The organism is Micromonospora tarapacensis (assembly GCF_019697375.1).
Lineage (GTDB): Bacteria > Actinomycetota > Actinomycetes > Mycobacteriales > Micromonosporaceae > Micromonospora > Micromonospora tarapacensis.
The window spans coordinates 3,168,231-3,185,657 of the sequence record NZ_JAHCDI010000004.1 but is presented as its reverse complement, the minus strand read 5'-3'; the positions used below and the strand labels follow the sequence as shown (position 1 = coordinate 3,185,657).

The following is a 17,427-nucleotide window of genomic DNA, read 5'->3' as shown; positions in this document are numbered from 1 at the left end:
CATCCGGCTACGCGCCCATCGTGCTCTCGTCGCACAGCACATCGTTCGCGCTCATCAGCCCGTCTGAGAGTTCCGCGCGGCTGTTGACGTTGAGCTTGCGATAGATCCGGGTCAGGTGCTGCTCCACGGTGCTGACGGTGATGAAGAGCTTGCTCGAGATCTCCCGGTTGGTGTGCCCGTAAGCAGCGAGGGAGGCGACGCGTCGCTCGGCATCGCTGAGCGTGGCCACCCGTTCCCCGCAGATCGTGGTAGCACGCTCGGCGCCCACGTAACTGTGCGAGAGTTCGGGCAGCAGCTCTCCACTGAGCGGGATGGCGCCGCACTCCTTCGCCAGTTGCTGGGCCCGGCGCACTGTGTTGCGAGCCTTCGCCGAGTCGCCGAGGGCGTGATAGGCGCGGCTGAGTGCGGCGAGCGCGTGTGCGGTGCCGAGCCGGTCGCCTCGTGCCCGCAGCAGTTCCACTGCCTCTCGCAGCCGCGCCGGTCGCCCGCGTAGGTCGGTGGTCGCGGCGAGCAGAGTGAGTGCGTGGCCGCGGGTCCGGGTCTCGTTCGCCGCCAGCAGGCCGAGCTGCTCCTCCACCAGCGTGCGCGCCTCCGAGGTACGCCGCATGTGCAGGTAGGCGTCCGCTGCGCGCAGCCGCCACGCCACGACGCCAGGGCGATCGACGTTCCAGCCGCGCATCAGGTTCCCGCAGGTCAGGAAGTCGCTCAGCGCGGCGTGCGCACGACCGGCGGCTAGATGGTAACGGCCCCGCGCCTCGAGGAAGTGCAACCCGAAGAGGGTGTCGAAGATTTGCCGTGGCAACGGGATGCGCAGATACCGTTCGCACTCGCGGTACTTGCCCATCGAGGTCTTCGCCGACAGGAGGCAGGACAACGGCACGCCGATCGCCAGGCCCCAGTCATGCTGCGGCAGCTCCCGCAGCGCCCCGGCGGCGAGGCGTTCAGCGGCAGGCAGATCGCCGGTACGCAGCGAGATCTCCGCACGCAGCGCGGTGCACAGGGCGCGCCACGTCGGTGACCGGTCGCCGGACGGGTGTGCGGCCAGCGACGTCGACCATGGCACGGCCCGGTCGACACCTTCGGTGTACAGCAACGCGGCCACTGCCCCGCTCATCGCAGCGGCGCTGGAGCCGTCGACATGGATCTGCTGAAGGATCTGCTCGGCGTGGGCGACCACGGAATCGGCCGAATCTCCGCTCAGCGCCGCGATCAGAACGTCGCCGGCGCGGATGCCGAAGCTCGCGTCGACGGGCAGTGTGTCCGGCCGGCGCGGGCCGTCCTCGGCGACCTTCCCGATCTGAAGCGCCTGGATCGAGTTGGGGTAAAGACAGGCAATTATCATCTTGCTGAGGAAGAGCTCGCTGGCAGCCCTCTGGCTGAGCTTGGTGCGGTGGTCATCGAGCCAGTCCAGCACTCGGCTGGCCTCGGCGGTCCGGCCGTACCAGGCGAGGTATCGCAGCAACATGATCGCGTCATGGGGGGGCACGTGGTTTGTTTCGACGGGGATGACGTCGGTCAAGTGCAGTAGTGCACTGGCCGGGCTGATTCGCCACTCGACGCGAGCCAGCGCAGTCTTTATGGAAGCACGTTGACTCTTGTCCGGGGTGATGCGGTGGGCGAGGTTGAGGTACTCCAGCGCCTGCGCGAACATGCCGTCGTCCACGCTGCGGTCGGCGGCCTCGCGAAGCACCGGCACCGCCCACGTGTCCTCCGGAGGCGCCGAGGCCACTAGGTGCGCGGCAACGACGGGTGCGGCGACGCCGCTCTGGTTTAACAGCCGAGCGGTCCGCCGATGCAGGTCGGAGCGCTCCTCGGACGACATGCCGTCAAGCACCGCTTCGACCGCGCTCACGTGTCGCAGCCGGCTGCTGTCGTCGAGTAAACCGGTGCGGGTTAGCAGATCGACGGCCCGAGCGACGCTCTGCACCTGTAGCCCGGTGAGCTGGCTGAGCATCATCGTGGAAACCTGCTCACCGAGCACCGCGATGCTGCGGGCCACCTGCAACACCGGTGCCTCGAAGTTGTACAGGCAGCTTTCGACCGCACGGGTGAAACCGTTCGCGACCTGCATCGGCAACGCGTGCGGATCCTGTTGGTCCGCAGCGAGACCGTGGAGCAGCAAGGGGTTACCACCGGTGAGATGGTGGTAGAGGTTAGCCGTCCGGCCGGTCACCGGACGTGCAGGTCCACCCAGCACCCGTGCCACGCCGTCCGGGCTGAGTAGGTTGAGTCTGATCCGGCGGGTGTGAGGCTGGCTCAGCAGCTCCGTGCGCAGCACCGGATCGGTCGGCCACAGCAGGTCGCACTCCGCGCCCACGACGACTACCCGGGCAGCTCGGATGCGCCGGGCAAGGTACAGCAGCCATTGCAGTGACGCCCGATCGATGTGTTGCAGGTCGTCGATGCAGAGCGCGACCGGACTGCGCTGCGCCAGGTCGTTGACGGCCAGGAACAGCCGGTGCAGGGTCTGCACTCTCAGTTCCGGACCGTCGTCGACGATGTCCGCGATGAGGGACGCGATGTGTCCTGCGTCAGATTGTCCCGGAGGGGCACTGTGGAACAGTTGACTCAGTGCTCCGAGAGGAAGGTTGCTCTCGGCCTTGGAGCCTGTGGCGGTGAGGACGGTGAACCGGTGTGCTGCGGCGCGCTCGGCGAAGCCGTGTACCAACGCGGTCTTTCCGCTGCCGGGTGGTCCCGCGATGATCGCGGTGCCGCCCCGGCCGGCGCCGCCCTCGATAAGTAGATCTTGCAACGATGTGAGGTCGTCATCCCGCTCGACCAACATCATAAACCGCGGGCCTCCCAACCCGGGAAGATGCAGACAAGACGATTCCGCGGTGTGCCACTGGTCCCCGTAACCAGTACCACCGTGCATACGGACTCATCTCAGGAATGCGATTGGGGGGAGTCTGCCACCGGGGACGGCGCGATTGCAACGACGTCGATCGGACATCGCCGCTCGTGAATCGGACCTCGACAACGGGTCGGATGCCGGTTCTGTGGTCCTGTCGGACCGCCTGAGCAGGGTGCCGCCAGCTCAGCACAGTGGACGGTCTTGGCGGTGTGGTTCTACGGCTATCCGTCCGGTGTTCCGTCGAGGTAAACGTAGGCCACAGGGTAGGGGTGCGTAGGGGGCGGGTCAGGGGGTCTGACGGTCTGTAGTGGCTCGTACCGTCGGTGACTGTGACTGACTCGAACGCCGATTCCCTCTGGCTTGTTCGTCTTGGGCAGAGCGCGGCGGACACGACGCTGGTCTGCTTTCCGCACGCGGGCGGAGCGGCGAGTTTCTACCATCCGCTCGCGCGCGCTACGGCGGGGGTGGCCGATGTCGTCGGCATCCAACTACCGGGCCGGCAGGACCGTAGGCATGAGCCGTGCATCGACGATCTCCCCGCGCTCGCCGACGCCGTCGCCGACGCGCTGGGCGGATGTATCCACCGGCCGCTGGCCTTCTTCGGCCACAGCATGGGGGCGGTGCTGGCGTTCGAGGTGGCGGCCCGCCTGGAACGCGACACCGGGACAATTCTGCGGCGATTGTTCGTCTCCGGCCGGCGTGCGCCGTCGCGCTACAGGGATGACGACCTGCATCGCAGCGGCGACCAGGCCCTCATCGCGGAGCTTCGCGCACTCAGCGGCACCGACAGCGCTCTACTGGACGACGGCGAGCTGCTCCAGATGATCCTGCCAGCGATCCGGGGTGACTACCGGGCGATCGAGCGCTACCGCTACACCCCCGGTGTCGTGGTGAGCTGTCCGATCAGCGCACTGGTGGGCGAGGAGGACCCCCGCGCCACCGTGGGTGAGGTCAGCGATTGGGCGGGGCACACAACGGCCACCTTCGATCTGCACACCTTCCCCGGCAGACACTTCTACCTGGCAGACGAGATCAACGGGGTGGCGACTCTCGTCCGGGGCCGGCTGGGGCAGTAGGGGGCCGGATACGGGTGCCGAGGGCGGCCGCTGGTGCACCAGCATTGCGCAAAGTCAACATGAGGAAGGTGTATCCGATGGATGGTTCAGCGCATGTCGACGCTCTACTCGTCGGCGGACCCTCCGGCGCTCCGGCCAGGGTGAGGATCAGCCGGGCCGACATGGCCAGCAAGATCAAACTTCGGCATCTCGATGGATACGAACACTTCGAGCGCGAGGCCGGAACGGACGCCGCCATGCCGGTGTACCGCTGGACCATGCGTACGAAGGTCGCGGAGTAGCCGGGGAATCCGAAGTGTGCCGCTCACGGTCGACCGCCCCGTACGAGCGGCCCGTGGACGACGGGTACCGGAATCAGCTTCGTGGTCGAAGACCCGCACGTCCCGCGTTCCGACAACCGGGTCGTCCGCCCGGTTGGCGGAGCCGGCCGTCGCGCCGTCTCCCGCACCCGGCGCCTAGGCCTCAGGCCGAGGCGACATGATCGAAGCCGTGTTACCCACAACTGTGGGATGGGCTGAACGCTTCGACGACGCCGTTACCGGAGATCTCTTTCCCGAGGAGCAGGGGGTGATGGCTGGCGCCGTGGAGAAACGGCGCCGGGAGTTCACCACCGGTCGTTGGTGTGCGCGGCGCGCACTGGAGGACGTCGGGTTCCGCCCGGTAGCGATCCCGCCGCTCCAGCGCGGGGCGCCCGGGTGGCCGCTTGGAGCGGTCGGTTCCATCACGCATTGCTCGGGATATCGGGCTGCCGTGGCAGCCCGGTCGGAGGCGATCGTCACGGTCGGAATCGACGCCGAGCCGAACAGGACCCTGCCGGCGGGTGTGCTCGACGCGGTGTCGTCGGAGGTCGAGCGTCGTTGTCTCCCGGATCTGACGCGGCGGCTTCCGGTCGTCAGCTGGGATCGGTTGCTGTTCAGTGCGAAGGAGTCGGTCTACAAGGCATGGTTCCCCCTCGCGCGCTGCGGGCTCGAATTCGACAAAGCGCGCGTCGGTTTTGAGCTCGACGGCACGTTCTCGGCTGAGTTGCTGGTCGAAGGTCCCGTCGTTGACGGCCACAACCGGCTGACGACCTTCCCTGGACGGTGGGCGGCAACCGACGGGCTCCTGGTCACCGCCGTCGTTCTGCCCTGGCGGTAAGCATTGAGCGCTTTTCATCGTGGGTTTTGGCTGTTCGGGCCGTGATGTAGAGCAAGGATGGCCTTGACGATCGCGGTGGCGCGTCGGGGGCAGCAGCGCAGCTTAGTGAGCTGATCTCGTGTGTCCTGAACGCAAGGAGGAGCCGGTGTAGGACGGGTTTTTGATGCGGTGCTGTGTGGGAGATGAAGGTTTGGCCCTTCGGAGTTGCCCTGCGGAGGGAGGCTTCAAACCGCCTCATGCTGCGTTGGTTGATGACCGTCGTGGTGAGCGATGAGGAAAAGGCGTCGTTGAGGCGTCAGGTGGGGATCGGAGAGGCGAGCGCGAGCGAATCGTTGCTGACGTGTCGAAATCTCAACAGGTGACATCAGAACCGGGGCGTGAGATCAGTTCCGGGATGAGTCTGGCGGGTGTTCCGCTTATTGGCCAGGCGGTGTCCGGCATGTAGACGACGCGAGTCCGGTCTGCGGCTTCCATGTGGAACAGGAGAAGGCGTGCCTTGACACGGCTTGCCCGGGTATGGGTAGGCGACAGGCCCCGTCGAGTTGCCCTGGCTGGACGTCGACCACGCCTTCCTGATCGCCGTGGCCAAGTATGCCGGCGATGACACGGCGGTTGCTCTCGACTACCGGACAGGCGATCTCGATCCTCGCGTCGTCGCAAGTGATTTCTGGACCGACCCTCAAGGCTGCATCTGGCGGGTAGTCGCTCCGACGTTCTCCTCCTTCGTCGCCAAGATCGGTCTCGAAGCGACCCGGCCGTGAAGGCCCTCCGGCGCCAGCGCACCCGGTCCGCGGCATGAGCGTACGTCTCTATCTGGCGCTGCCCTCGGACGCCTCGGGGCCGGCCGAGTTCGGCAGCACCAAAGCTTGAGCGGCAATGACCCGTTCACCGTTGAAGGTCAGCGCCGGGGAGCCGTACAGCCGATAGCCCTGGTCGAGAAGGCCGCTGATGCGGGCGCAGAAGTCGGCATCATCGGGTCCGGTAATAAGCCGGTAGCGGAGGGGCACAGAGATCTGACACCGTCGCATTGTGCCCGCCCGGCTATGCCTGAGCCCAGATGTCCCGGCTACCGCCCCATCCGGGCCGGCCGCGCGACCAGCGGCATGAGAGCGCGCGAGTAAAAGGTGATTACATATCCAAATGCGGATCTGGTAGCTCCTCCACCCGGCCTACTATCAGGATCAGTGTTGGTCATCGCCGGGGTAAGGCGAAGTGCCGGCCAGATACGACCATCGCCGTCTCAGTCTTTTCCATTGACCGCCTTTTATGAACCACAAGTTCGCTACTCCAATGAACGCGAGGCCGATGGCAATCTGAGCCGCTCCAGGTAAGAATGAACGGATAACGACATAGGCCACGCCTGAGGCGAAGATTGAAAATCCGATAAACATGATCGCCAAGGTCCTTACAATACCTCGTTTCGTGAAACCCTCCACCCCAATACCGAGGAAGAGGAGGCCAACGTAGATCAGCGCTGAATCGGAAGACTTTCTTGGGCTCAGGACTCCAGCAGTGATCAACAATAGGCCAGCTCCGAACATGGGAATGCTGAGCCATGGAGGCTGCCTCACGTTCAGGTGAACCTCCCGATCATCGACTGGTGACACCTTGTCAAAATTTGATTCGCGAGCATAGTGCCTGTCGTTCGTTAACCCGGTATGGCCAATCGAAAATATAACGCCGGCCCCAATCACCAGGACGCCGAATGCACCGAATAGGACTCCGACCAGCAGTTGCTCCGAAGCGGTCTGTACTCCTGCGATGACGATTGCGAGACCGAGGCCCATGAACCCGCCCCCGAGTAAAACGCGAAGTCCAGTGGAGATGTTGGAAATAACAATCGCTGAGGCCACCAAGCCAACGACGGCGAGCGTGACATAGCCATTCCATGGGGCCGGCACAAACGTCGTCGTTAGCGCGGCCAAAGCGGAGATCGAAAGAACGACACGCGTAGTCACGCGTTTGAGCAGAGCAGGCCCGGGCAGATCCGGTCGAGATCGCAGCCAGAGGGCAGCGACCACAACTGCCCCAAGAGCGAATAGAATAGCGACGCCTCGGTATCCGAGGTCGTTACTAAGTAGGTTGTAGCCCATATTGCCTGTAGCTCCGAGTAGCGCGGCAAGCGCAAGCTTCCAACTCGGCCGAGCTGGAGGAATCGGAGACGGATCATTGCTCATGTCCGTATTCTGCTGAATTTTTCTACGAGCGTCATTGCTGACGTGCGGGACTCATCGTGCCAAGCGTGCATGAAAGAACATCGAATACTTTTCGGACAATTCTATCCATATGCTATCGCGCACTTCTGGGTCCGCGTTGCCGCGTACTCACATCGGCACGTCCGGACGGAACCCGGGCCGGCTCGGCGGGACGCTGCGTAGCCCGACTCGCGGCAGCCGAGCACGCAGCCGGCTGGCGCCGGCGCCTCGGCGACGGTGCGCCCGGTGCGTGCGCAGCCGATCAACCGGCTTCGTCTTGCTGTCTGAGCCACTGGCGCATTGCGAAAGGGTCTGCGCTGGTCGGTCCCAGGTATGGATCGACGCGGTGCAGCAGCGCTGGTTGTGGGTGGTGCGCGGTGACCCAACGCCGGTCGATGTCGGTGATCTCTCGTCGAGCCAGACGGACGCCCGTCCCGCTCGGCCTGAACGCGGCCACCTGGGCTGGGCGCTGGGCGGGACCGCTAGTCTAGCGTGAGCCCGGTGAGTGTGAGAGCGGGCCGGTGGGCGATATGGGTTCTGGTCGCGGCGAATACCGTGTCCTGGCTGACGTTCGGGCCGGTCGATGACGGTCGGGACCGGTTCATATGGCAGGCGGTGGCCGAATTCCTCGCCTCCACCACGGCGATCCTGTTCGCGGCAGCCCTGGTCCTGGCAACGCGGTGGCGCTTTCTTGAGCCGTGGTTCGGCGGCTTGGACCGCATGTATCGCAGTCACCGCGAGGTCGCTGTGGCAGGCTATGTCCTGCTGCTCGCCCATGTCGCCGTAGTACCGTGGCGGCTGGAGTCGCCGGGCGGGACACCATCGGGCCTCATCGCATTCGTCGGGTTCACCGCGTTGGTGGTGCTGAGCGTCGGACCTCGTATGCCAGGGCTGCGGCTCCTGGTTGCCATAAGCTACCACCGCTGGCGATGGTCGCACCGGTTCATCGGCTTCTTCTTCATCTTCAGCCTGGCTCACGCGTTGCTCGTCGATGGCGTCGTACGCTCGGCGCCGGTGCCGCTCGCATTCCTGTTGGCGGCGTACGTGATCGGTGTGCTCGCGTACGCGTATTGCCTGCTGCTGGCACGGTTCGTTCGGCCCCGCCGCCGGTATGTCGTCGAGGCAGTCCGACGGTTGAGCGAGACCGCAGTCGAGGTAACCCTGTGTCCACGACGCAAACCCATCACCTTTCGATCCGGGCAGTTCGCATTTACCCGCTACCGGCAGCGCGGCCTGCGTGAACCGCATCCGTTCACCATCTCAAGCGCGCCCGGCGAGCCGACCCTACGCCTGACGATCAAGGAAATCGGGGACTACACCCGCCGACTCGGAACCGAACTGCAGCCTGGACGAACGGCGATCGTTGAGGGTGGCTACGGGATGTTGGACTACCGCGTCGGCCGAGCGCGGCAGATATGGGTTGCCGGGGGCATCGGCGTCACTCCCTTTCTGAGTTGGCTTCGCGACTTGCCGCACCCTGAGCCACGCGACATCCAGTTCTTTTACGCCGTACGTCATAGCGCCGAGGCAATCTGCTGGGAAGACGTACTCGCCGCGCGGACCAACCACATCGGGCTCAACGCGCATTTGCACGTCTCCTCCGAGGCGGGCACACTCACGGTCGATCAGATCATGCAGAGCACCGGCCCGGTCACCGACGCGGAGATCTACCTATGCGGGCCGCAGCCGATGATCGCCGCCCTCGAGCGTGGGTTTCGCCACCACGGCGTGCCCGCCCGCGCGATTCACTTCGAGGAGTTCGCCTTCCGCTAAGCGCCCGGTCGGCGGCATGAGCGGATGCTGGGACCGCGTAGTGGCAGTCAGACATGACGGCGCAGAATCGCCGTCATGGAGCCCATGCGCGAGACGCCGACCATTGATGAGTTGCTCCGGTTCGCTGCGCAGCTCCCGCCCTCGCGGGCCAAGAGACTGCTCGACGGGGCACATCCGGCACCGCTGGCACCCGAGGACGACGCTGAGGCAGAACAACCCGCCCTCGTCTACAGGTCATGGGCCCAGTATCTCGCGCAGACGACTGTGGAAGAACGCCAGCGATGGTGCCGGGCAAAGGCGCGCACAGCGAATCGGGCGAGGCTCATGTCCGGGCCAGCGGACTGCAAGATCGTCGCCGCTGACGTCTGGGCAGTTCTCGAAGCCGCCGAAGGACGCTGCGAACACTGTGGCTCCCTCGCCCTCGAACAACGGCCGTCTGGCCACGACGGCCGACCGGCACCGTGGGCGCCCGTCGGCAGACGTATCGGCTCCCTCGGCCACCGCCTCGCCCGCTTCAACGGCGGCTCCAACAACATTGCGAACCTGTGCTGGTCATGCCTGTGGTGCAACACCTGGCCGGCCGAACGGCGTCCCGGAGCAACAGACCACGGTGGTCACCAACCGCCAACGTGAGCGCCCGCTCCCCGGCCGCTCGGTCAGCGGCATTTCCGGGCGTCGCGGGAAGGCATGGGTAACACAGAGCGTGACGGCCCCGCAGTCGCGCGATTAGCTCACCGAAGAGTTGCGGACTTCCGCGCAGCGGTCGCAGTTGTCGGCGCCGACTGTCGGCCCCAGTAGCCCGCACGGCGGGCGCAGGATCCGCCGACCGAAGCGGGGGTTACGGTGGATAACTAACAATCCGACGATGAGGCTGCAAATGATCAATGTCCAGGAGTTCGCGCGACGGCTGAGTACTCTCGGAGCTGATGCGTTCACCAGCGACGACGTCGTGGACCTGGCGACCGCGGCCGATGTTCGCATCAGCGCAGACGTCGAGATCCGCGCCACCCTGGCGCAGCGCTTGCTCGACCAAATCTCGCCCACCCTGCCGGTCACCGGGGCCCAGATCGCGGCGTCGCAATGGCCGCCACCGAAGTCTTCCCGTCCTGCAGCGCCTTCGGTGTCGTTCTCCAGCCCCGGTGCCGTCGACGGACCGGCTGATCAGCCGACCCGACCCCGCAGTGCTAGGTCTGCAGGTAGCGGTCGGCGACCCGGCTCCCGACGAACTGGCAGGTGAAACTGCAGTCCCAGCTTTTCAGCAACCGCCAGACTGCTCGCCGCAGCCGTCGACTACGACGCGAGCTGCGAACCCAACTCTCGCCGCCATCATCGGCTGAACTTCGTCCTCCTGTCCGGCTCCGTACGCCCGGGCAGGCTCGACGCACGATGATCCCGGTAAAGCACGCGGATCGCGGCAGATGCGGACATCCGATCATGTGCACCATGAGGTCTTGCACGCCGCGACGCCCCCCAAGATCAGACCGGGTTACGACCTCTCCCGCACTGTCATCAACCGTCGCCGAGGCTTCTTCCTCAACTGCGGCAGACGATCGTCGCATCGTCGGTGGCGACGCCGTCGCGGGCCTCGGCCTCCCGGACCCGGCGGATGATCTCGCCGGGTCCGTCAGTGGCCAGCAGGTGCAGCAGTCCCGCCCAGCCGGTGAGTCCGAAGGTGTCCACGAGCCGGCTCGCGCCGTTGCTGAGCAGAGCCGTCGCGTTCACCTCGTCCGCCGGGCACCTGCCGGTGATCGCCTCGTCCACTACCCGCGGATCGTCCTTCGCCACCCAGAAACCGCCCGGGCTGTTCCGGTGAGCCCGCAACTCCAGCAGCAGCGACCGGTACTCGTCGCTGCCCTCGGGAATGCCATTCAGCCGGGCCTCGAAGGACTGGGCGATCACCACCTCGCGTGGATCGTGGGCGACGAACGGCTCGGCCCCCGCCCGACCGACGACCACCACGGCGTCACCGAGGACCAGGTGCTCGACGAGCCCGCCGGAGAATCGGAGCATCGCCACGGCTGCGTGCGGGCTGATCGAGTGGGTGACGTCGCAGGTGTCGCGGTGCTCGTCGGTAATCCGCTCGATGCTCTCGGCCAGCACGTCGCGCAGGCTCCGGTCCTGGGACAGTGCGCCCAGGAGGGCGCCGCCGAGATGGGTGGCGTACCACGTCACGCCGTGCCGGCAGACCTCCTCGACGCCGGCGAGGCCACCCGCGCCGTCGACCAGGACCATGCCGGCCGGAACGGCGCCGGCGAAGTCCTCATTGGTACGCCCGGGGTGCCCCGCATCGGTCGCCATCGCCACCCGCATGACCCGATCATCGCACGGTCAGCCCATCGATCTCCACGACGATCGCCACCGACGGGGCCGGCAGGACCGCTTCTCACTAATGCGCGTTGTTGCCGTGATCGAGTATCCGCGTCTCGGCACGTCTGGACGGAACCCAGGCCGGCTCGGCGGGACGCTGCGTAGCGCGCGGCTCGCGGCAGATCCGCATGCCTTGTTCAGTTGCCGGCTGGTAGAGCCAGTCGCGTCCGCCGTCTGCCACTCACCCGGGAAGTGCTCTCAGACCAGCGAGTAGCTCGTCTCTTTCGGATGCTGACAGAACCTGGTAGATGGGCTCGTCCAGCCGGTTGGTCGCTTGCTCGACGGCTTGCCGTTGCGGATCCTGAAGGGTCAGCGCCCTTAGCTGTGCCAGGGTGAGTCCCGCAGCGGCCCAGGTCGAATGGGATCGGTGGTGGCTCGTCAACCGAAACCGACTCACGTCGGGGCCGGGGGTCTGGTACTACTTCGAATTCTCGTTGGGCGGTAGTCAATGTGGTCAATGCACCCGAGGCATCGAACGAGTTCGGTGGTGCGAGTCTGGGCACCCGCCCGCAGCCGGCACGTCGCCACGTGTGGAACTCGCGGCTGACTCTGCCTAGTGGATGCGCAGTCCTGCGGTGAGGAGTCCGACCATGCGACGCGCGTCGTAGCGCGGGTCGCGGCCAGCGCCGATACAGAGATTGCCGACGCCGCGCATCAGTTCGTAGGCATCCATGTCGGGGCGAATCTCACCCGCTGTGGCAGCAGCGTCGAGCAGTTGGGCGCACACGGGGACGAGGCGGTCGATGAAATAGGCGTGCAGAGTCTCGAAGGCGGCGTCGTCGGACTGCAGCGCCTCGGCAAGGCCGTGCTTGGTGACCAGGAAGTCGACGAAGAGGTTGATCCAACGCACCAGTGCGGTGTGCGGTGTGCTGCTGTTCGCCAGCAGTGTCGGACCAGCCTCAGCGCATGCCTCGACCTGGTGTTGGTAGACCGCGACGATGAGATCGGCTCGCGTCGGGAAGTGGCGGTAGATCGTGCCGACGCCGACGCCGGCCCTGGCGGCGATGTCACGCACGGGCACATCGACGCCGGAAGTGACGAAGGCCGCGGCGGCCACGTCCAGCAGTGTCTCCTCGTTACGCCGGGCGTCCGCCCGCTTCCGCTTGGCTGACGACCCTGATCCGCTGTCGGTGTCGACCACTGCGCGTTACCTCCGTCACGTGACTTGCCATGCGGAACCATGTTCCGTATGTTGGTTAACGGAGCAAGGTTCCGCTTGTTTAGCATACTGAACAGGCAGGGCCACGACCAAGTCACGCTTCGCAAACTCGCTTCACCTTTCAAGGGGGAACACGTCATGCAGTACCGCACTTTGGGTCGCACCGGTGTGCAGGTCAGCACCCTCGTGCTCGGCGGGATGAACTTCGGGAAGATCGGCAACACCAGCCAGGAGGAGGCCACCGCCATCGTCGATGCGGCCCTCGATGCTGGGATCAACCTCATCGACACCGCTGACGTGTACAGCGGCGGCCAGTCCGAGGAGATGATCGGCAAGGCCATCGCCGGCCGCCGCGACGACATCGTGCTGGCCACGAAGGCGAGCTTGCCGATGGGCGACGAGCGCAACCATCGAGGCGGTTCGCGCCGCTGGTTGGTCACCGCGCTGGACAACAGCCTGCGCCGTCTCGGTGCCGACCACGTGGATCTTTACCAGATCCACCGGTGGGACCCGAGCACCAGCGACGAGGAGACGCTGTCAGCGCTGACGGACCTGCAGCGGGCGGGAAAGATTCGGTACTTCGGCTCGTCGACCTTTCCCGCCTACCGCATCGTGCAGGCGCAGTGGGCCGCCCGGGAGAACCATCTGAGCCGGTATGTCACCGAGCAGCCCAACTACTCGATCCTGCAGCGTGGGATCGAGACCCACGTGCTGCCCGTGACCAAGGAATACGGCATGGGCGTGCTCGCCTGGAGCCCGTTGGCGTCGGGATGGCTGTCTGGCGCGATCCGTGCTGGTCAGGAAATCACCACCAGCCGCTCGGGCTTCATGCAGCAGCGCTTCGACATCTCTGTCCCCGCCAACCGCGCCAAGCTCGACGCAACCGAGCAGCTGGCCAAGGTCGCCGACGAGGCCGGCCTGACCATGATCCAGCTCGCGCTCGGATTCGTCACCGCGCACCCCGCCGTCACCAGCGCGATCATCGGCCCCCGCACCATGGACCACCTGCACTCTCATCTCGCCGCCGCAGACACCGTGCTCTCCGCCGACGTGCTCGACGCGATCGACGCGATCGTCGATCCCGGCGTCGACCTCGCGGCACACGAGAAGAACGACACGCCGCCCGCCCTGCTTGACGCAGCGCGGCGACGTCGCTGATCGCTCGTCACGTCAGTCACGAGTCGGCAGGCCGAGTTGCTTGCGCACCCCTGCCGCCTGACGCGTCACAGGAGCAAGCCCTCAAGAAGGGACGAACGGATCCATGCCGCAAACACCCCGGCCTCGTTTCGGGATCATGACCGCCCCATCACAGGTCGACTACCACGACGTCCTGCGGGTCTGGCGCGAGGCAGACACCATCCTGGAGATCGAGCACGCGTGGCTGTTCGATCACCTCATGCCGATCGGCGGCGACCCGAGCGGGCCGACCTACGAAGGCTGGACCCTGCTCTCGGCCCTCGCCGCACAGACCCGACGACTGCGCCTCGGCCTGCTCGTGACCAGCAACCGCATCCGCCCGCCCGCGATGCTGGCCAAGATCGCCGCGACCGTCGACATCGTCTCCGGCGGACGACTCGACTTCGGTATCGGCGCGGGTTCACGACCCAGCCACCCCCTGGCCCGGCGCGAGTACGAAGCACACGGCCTGCCGTTCCACGACACGGCACACGCCGTGGGAAGCCTCGCCGAGGCGTGCACCGTCATCCGGCGTTTGTGGACCGAGGCCGACCCGTTCGACTTCCACGGGACCTACCACCGTCTCACCGGAGCATTCTGCAACCCCAAACCCATCCAGCGCCCCCACCCGCCGATCCTCGTCGGCGGACGCTCGGCCCCCGTGCTGCGCGTGGCCGCCGAGCACGCCGACCTATGGAACATCCCAAGCGGCGACATCGACGACGCCGTCCGCCGCGGCGCACTGCTGGACCGCTACTGCACCGAGATCGGCCGCGACCCCGCCTCGATCACCCGATCCATCGTCCTGCAGGTCGCCTACGACCAGCCCGGCATCACCCAGGACGCAGTCGGCAAAGCGATCGACGCCGGCTTCCAGCACATCGTCCTCGGACTGCCCGCGCCCTACCCCGCCAACGTCGCCCAGTGGGTCACCGACGAGCTCATCACCACGCCCGCCCAGTAGCGGGCGTTGACCAGCGGTTGCCCCCCGGTGGCCGCCGGGCTGGTCTCCCTGACGAGCGGGAGCTGACGGGAAGCTGCTGATTGCGTAGCGTGTCGCCCTGGTGACTGCGTCAGCCCGGTGTGGTGGCCCATCGTGTTCCCGGCAGCCCTTGTGAGGGCTGACGGAGGAGGACACCGTGACGGTACAGGTCGGATCACTCGTCTACCGGGCAAGGAACCTGCCCCAGCATGCGGCTGCGGTGGGGGCGGTGCCAGCCGGGATACCGGCCATGCTGTTCGGCAGCTCGACGAAGCTGTGGAAGTTCGTCGACGCCGATGCGGTGGTCAAGGCGCTGGCAGTGCTGCAGCAAGCGAACTGGGCCGGAGGATCGGCTGCGGCGCCGAGCGCAGTCGGGCCGAACTACGTTGCTCCGTCCGGCGCGGAAAGGGCCGGCACGGTGCGCGTCGGCCGCGGCCTGGCGGTCATCGAATACGCCACCCTGCTCGACCTGCAGCAGACCGAGGTGTATCAGGCACTGGTCCAGGGCGCGGCGTGGCTGGGCAGCCCCGGGTTCGCCGCGCTGGCCGCGGACACCGTGGCCGAACGTTGGCGCTTCGCCAGCTGGAGCGAGGTGGACGCCGCGTTGCAGGGCTGGGTTCCGGGCACCCCCTACCCGCAGCAGTTGCTGGCCTACCGCGTGGTCCGGCGTCCGGAGAGCGTGCTGACCTGGTACGACCCGGTGAACATGACGTTCGGCCGGTCTCAGTTCCGCAACTTCTTCGGCGCCTGCGGCCCCACCGCCAAATACCTCATCGGCCGCATCCAGGACCTGGGGGGCCAGGTGGAGCTGGTAGCCGAGGAGAGCAGGCTGTATGGCAAGAACGGCGCTGCCGCGCTGGCCCAACTGGTCCAGGCCGACTACCCGGGCCTGGTACTGATCAACGTGGTGAACGACGCCATCCACGAGTTCGTCCTGGAGCGGGCCACCGATGGTACGACTGCCCTGTTCCAGGGATACATCGGCGCGTACGATGCGCTGTGGTGGGCCGAGCTCGACCAGGCCGAGGTCACTCTCGGTGGCAACGAGCTGAGCACAATGCAGAACCTGCGCACCACCTACGGCGGTGGCCGGGCGGTGCCGTTGTCCACCCTGCTGGCCAATCTGGGCACCTTCATGGAGGTCGACCAGCTGCGCAACGCTGGCATCGCCTGGCGGGCGCTGCCGTTCCTGCCGCAACAGAACCTCAACGACGACGGGCTGCCTTCCTTCGACGTCAGGGTGTGGCAGGTCACCCAGCCGCAGGCAGTGCTGAACGCGTTGCGCGTACGCCAGATCATCGACCAGCAGTTCACCTCATGGCTGAGTCTGGCGGTGCTCAAGGAGGCCGAGAACGCCGCCCCGCAGTAGGGACACCGGCGGCGCGACCGCAAGCGGTGGGAGCAGGTCGTGGAGCTGTTGGCTGTCATCATGCTCGCGACACCGGTCAGCCTGATCCTCTTCTCTTCCGAGCTGCTCTGGCGGGACGATCTGGCGGTCGGCGCCCTGCTGCTGGCGATCTTGACGGTCCCACCAGGTTTCGCGCTCTGGCTGATCGAGCGTCGCCGCGGCCGTCAAGGTGAGCGACGAGCTGAGTGACCACCTGTGCCCGCGTCCGGGTTGACCTTAAGTGGGCTTGAGGTTGAATGGTGTGTTGCATGACTTCGATCAACACCCCTCAGACTCTCGTCACCAACGAAGAGGCGACGCTGTCAGCCGAGGATGAGCACGCCATTCGTGATCTGGTGGCGCTGGCTGACCGGTCCCAGGTCGACCCCGCCGTACTCCCGGGCCTGCACACCGACGCGACTGTGATCGTGAACTTCTACGGCCGCCGCCTGTTCGGGCGTGACGCCTTCGAGGCGGCGATGAGCGCGGCCCTCGGCAGCGGCCTCGGGGATGTCCGCACCAGCGTCGAGATCGTCGACATCCGGGCGCTCGCCGCCGATGCCGTTCTGGTCAGCTGCGTCAAGACGGTGCACGACCAACGCCCCGGTGTCGAGACAACTCCGCCCGCGACCGGGGCCCTCACCTACGTGATGGTGCGGACCTCCGACGACTGGGACATCGGCCTGGCCCAGACGACTCCGATCGCGTCGGAGTGAGCGACGCTCGGGCGGTGGCCGTGTTCGCAAATGACCCCCGCTCATCGGCTAGACCCCCTGCGAGCAGCGCAGCATCTTCGCGACCTCCCCCGGTCGGTAGAAGGTCGCGGGTGTTGGTGCTCGCGGGCCACTTGCGGCCAGGTGTGGCGGCCGACAGCGTGTGCTACCCCGCCCGGACGACCAGGCGGATGTGCACGACGTCGTCGAGGGCGATGTCCTCCTTGTTGCGCACCGAGTCCCGCAGCGGGAGGACGTCGCCCCCGTCCTTCGGGGACAACGAGGTCCGCCAGCGGCTTCGCCCGACCGAACCTCCACCGGAATCATGCCCCAGCCGTAGGTGACCGCCGAGGCCAGCTGGCGCACCATGTCGACGCATTCGGACGGGATCGTCAGGAAGTGGTACGGCGACGGCCCCCGCCACTCGCGCCGGCGGACACCAGCTCGGGCACCTTCTGCCGGATCAGTCGTGCGCGTTCGGTCATGTCCCGGGGGTCTGGGCCGGCCACCCGTACATTAATGTGCATCCGGTTCTAGGCGGTCTTGCCCTCAGGGTCATATAGGAAGAAGCGGACATCTAGCCCGAGGTTGTTCAGGGCAAAGTCGGC

The 17,427-nt window shown here is 66.4% G+C and carries 16 protein-coding genes and 1 pseudogene; 10 read left to right on the top strand and 7 right to left on the bottom strand.

Annotated elements, in window-relative coordinates; translation table 11 throughout:
• Positions 1–7 precede the first annotated feature (7 nt).
• Both KIF24_RS20365 and KIF24_RS35145 read right to left on the bottom strand, forming a co-directional pair.
• The gene (locus KIF24_RS20365; protein WP_331461211.1) at positions 8–2,278 is read right to left on the bottom strand and encodes a helix-turn-helix transcriptional regulator; all 2,271 of its coding nucleotides are present in this window, start codon (positions 2,276–2,278) and stop codon (positions 8–10) included.
• A 39-nt stretch (positions 2,279–2,317) separates the two neighbouring features.
• Positions 2,318–2,785 (bottom strand): annotated as a pseudogene (locus KIF24_RS35145) (ATP-binding protein); the annotation flags it as partial.
• 398 nt (positions 2,786–3,183) lie between these two features.
• Between KIF24_RS35145 and KIF24_RS20360 the strand changes: the two are divergent.
• The 4 genes from KIF24_RS20360 (at position 3,184) to KIF24_RS20345 (ending at position 5,828) form a co-directional block, all read left to right on the top strand.
• Positions 3,184–3,930 carry a thioesterase II family protein gene (locus KIF24_RS20360; RefSeq protein WP_221085408.1) on the top strand — a complete coding sequence of 249 codons (747 nt, stop codon included), beginning with the start codon at positions 3,184–3,186 and terminating at the stop codon, positions 3,928–3,930.
• 77 nt (positions 3,931–4,007) lie between these two features.
• The gene (locus tag KIF24_RS20355) at positions 4,008–4,211 is read left to right on the top strand and encodes a DUF5988 family protein (protein ID WP_230415788.1); all 204 of its coding nucleotides are present in this window, start codon (positions 4,008–4,010) and stop codon (positions 4,209–4,211) included.
• A 196-nt stretch (positions 4,212–4,407) separates the two neighbouring features.
• Positions 4,408–5,067, top strand: coding sequence for a 4'-phosphopantetheinyl transferase family protein (locus KIF24_RS20350; RefSeq protein ID WP_221085406.1), 660 nt, complete (start codon positions 4,408–4,410; stop codon positions 5,065–5,067).
• A gap of 542 nt (positions 5,068–5,609) precedes the next feature.
• A complete protein-coding gene (locus tag KIF24_RS20345) occupies positions 5,610–5,828 on the top strand; it encodes a hypothetical protein (protein WP_230415786.1) in 219 nt (72 codons plus the stop codon).
• Positions 5,829–5,876: 48 nt separating this feature from the next.
• On the opposite strand, the gene KIF24_RS20340 is transcribed toward KIF24_RS20345, so the two are convergent.
• Complete coding sequence (locus tag KIF24_RS20340; protein WP_331461210.1) at positions 5,877–6,074, bottom strand: DUF1737 domain-containing protein; 198 nt, start codon at positions 6,072–6,074, stop codon at positions 5,877–5,879.
• Between the two features lie 174 nt (positions 6,075–6,248).
• Positions 6,249–7,025, bottom strand: coding sequence for a hypothetical protein (locus KIF24_RS20335; protein ID WP_221085404.1), 777 nt, complete (start codon positions 7,023–7,025; stop codon positions 6,249–6,251).
• A gap of 738 nt (positions 7,026–7,763) precedes the next feature.
• Between KIF24_RS20335 and KIF24_RS20330 the strand changes: the two genes are divergently transcribed.
• Positions 7,764–9,035 carry a ferredoxin reductase family protein gene (locus tag KIF24_RS20330; protein WP_221085403.1) on the top strand — a complete coding sequence of 424 codons (1,272 nt, stop codon included), beginning with the start codon at positions 7,764–7,766 and terminating at the stop codon, positions 9,033–9,035.
• 1,533 nt (positions 9,036–10,568) lie between these two features.
• On the opposite strand, the gene KIF24_RS20325 is transcribed toward KIF24_RS20330, so the two are convergent.
• Both KIF24_RS20325 and KIF24_RS20320 read right to left on the bottom strand, forming a co-directional pair.
• Complete coding sequence (locus tag KIF24_RS20325; protein ID WP_230415785.1) at positions 10,569–11,345, bottom strand: hypothetical protein; 777 nt, start codon at positions 11,343–11,345, stop codon at positions 10,569–10,571.
• A 610-nt stretch (positions 11,346–11,955) separates the two neighbouring features.
• Positions 11,956–12,543 carry a TetR/AcrR family transcriptional regulator gene (locus tag KIF24_RS20320; RefSeq protein ID WP_221085402.1) on the bottom strand — a complete coding sequence of 196 codons (588 nt, stop codon included), beginning with the start codon at positions 12,541–12,543 and terminating at the stop codon, positions 11,956–11,958.
• A 156-nt stretch (positions 12,544–12,699) separates the two neighbouring features.
• Between KIF24_RS20320 and KIF24_RS20315 the strand changes: the two genes are divergently transcribed.
• The 5 genes from KIF24_RS20315 (at position 12,700) to KIF24_RS20295 (ending at position 16,822) form a co-directional block, all read left to right on the top strand.
• On the top strand, positions 12,700–13,719 hold the full coding sequence (locus KIF24_RS20315; RefSeq protein WP_221087459.1) for an aldo/keto reductase: 1,020 nt from the start codon (positions 12,700–12,702) through the stop codon (positions 13,717–13,719).
• Positions 13,720–13,855: 136 nt separating this feature from the next.
• Complete coding sequence (locus tag KIF24_RS20310) at positions 13,856–14,701, top strand: LLM class flavin-dependent oxidoreductase (protein ID WP_230415783.1); 846 nt, start codon at positions 13,856–13,858, stop codon at positions 14,699–14,701.
• Between the two features lie 175 nt (positions 14,702–14,876).
• Positions 14,877–16,088 (top strand): hypothetical protein, encoded by a 1,212-nt coding sequence (locus KIF24_RS20305; RefSeq protein WP_221085400.1) that lies wholly within the window; start codon positions 14,877–14,879, stop codon positions 16,086–16,088.
• A 39-nt stretch (positions 16,089–16,127) separates the two neighbouring features.
• Positions 16,128–16,316: a hypothetical protein gene (locus tag KIF24_RS20300; RefSeq protein WP_221085399.1), complete on the top strand. Its 189-nt coding sequence runs from the start codon at positions 16,128–16,130 to the stop codon at positions 16,314–16,316.
• A 59-nt stretch (positions 16,317–16,375) separates the two neighbouring features.
• On the top strand, positions 16,376–16,822 hold the full coding sequence (locus tag KIF24_RS20295) for an SgcJ/EcaC family oxidoreductase (protein WP_221085398.1): 447 nt from the start codon (positions 16,376–16,378) through the stop codon (positions 16,820–16,822).
• Between the two features lie 163 nt (positions 16,823–16,985).
• Here the strand turns inward: KIF24_RS20295 and KIF24_RS33205 are convergent, their stop codons facing one another.
• The gene (locus KIF24_RS33205; RefSeq protein WP_230415781.1) at positions 16,986–17,099 is read right to left on the bottom strand and encodes a DUF1905 domain-containing protein; all 114 of its coding nucleotides are present in this window, start codon (positions 17,097–17,099) and stop codon (positions 16,986–16,988) included.
• Positions 17,100–17,427 lie beyond the last annotated feature (328 nt).

Coding starts and splice junctions, on each gene's coding strand:
- KIF24_RS20355 (WP_230415788.1), top strand. CDS start 4,008: ATGGATGGTTCAGCGCATGTCGACGCTCTACTCGTCGGCGGACCCTCC.
- KIF24_RS20350 (WP_221085406.1), top strand. CDS start 4,408: ATGATCGAAGCCGTGTTACCCACAACTGTGGGATGGGCTGAACGCTTC.
- KIF24_RS20325 (WP_230415785.1), bottom strand. CDS start 11,345: ATGCGGGTGGCGATGGCGACCGATGCGGGGCACCCCGGGCGTACCAAT.
- KIF24_RS20315 (WP_221087459.1), top strand. CDS start 12,700: ATGCAGTACCGCACTTTGGGTCGCACCGGTGTGCAGGTCAGCACCCTC.
- KIF24_RS20310 (WP_230415783.1), top strand. CDS start 13,856: ATGACCGCCCCATCACAGGTCGACTACCACGACGTCCTGCGGGTCTGG.
- KIF24_RS20295 (WP_221085398.1), top strand. CDS start 16,376: ATGACTTCGATCAACACCCCTCAGACTCTCGTCACCAACGAAGAGGCG.